The sequence below is a fragment of the Tamlana crocina genome, from assembly GCF_012037625.1.
In genome coordinates this window covers 1-428 of the sequence record NZ_JAAVJS010000288.1, presented here as the reverse complement: position 1 = coordinate 428, position 428 = coordinate 1, and the positions used below count along the sequence as shown (strand labels likewise).

At 33.2% G+C, this 428-nt stretch carries 1 pseudogene; it reads left to right on the top strand.

Going from position 1 to position 428, the window contains the following annotated elements:
- Positions 1 to 260, top strand: a pseudogene (locus tag HC176_RS19700) (IS1595-like element ISBsi1 family transposase); the annotation flags it as partial.
- Positions 261 to 428 lie beyond the last annotated feature (168 nt).

Here is a 428-nt window from a genome sequence, read left to right as displayed (position 1 = left end):
CAACTGTAAATGAAGAAGACGAGGAAATATTACCTAATGTCCATCGAGTGGCTTCATTGCTAAAAAGATGGCTGCTTGGAACGCATCAAAGTTATTTGAATAAAAATAAGTTGGGTTATTACTTAGATGAATATGTGTTCAGGTACAACAGGAGAACATCAAATAGCAGAGGCTTATTATTTATGCGGTTACTTGAGCAGGCTGTTATTGCAGAGCCTGTGACATATGATAAAATTATTAACGAAAATCACGGGTGTTGACTGGATACCCCATTTTTTATAATTTCTTCTCTACTCATTTTTTATGATGTTTAAATAAGATTTTATTTGTTTCAGAAGTTTTCCCTTCTAAAAATTTATGAGCACAAATTTACACCCGAAGAAGAGGTTACACAGTTACTTTTGTTACATAAGCTTTTGATTTCAGGA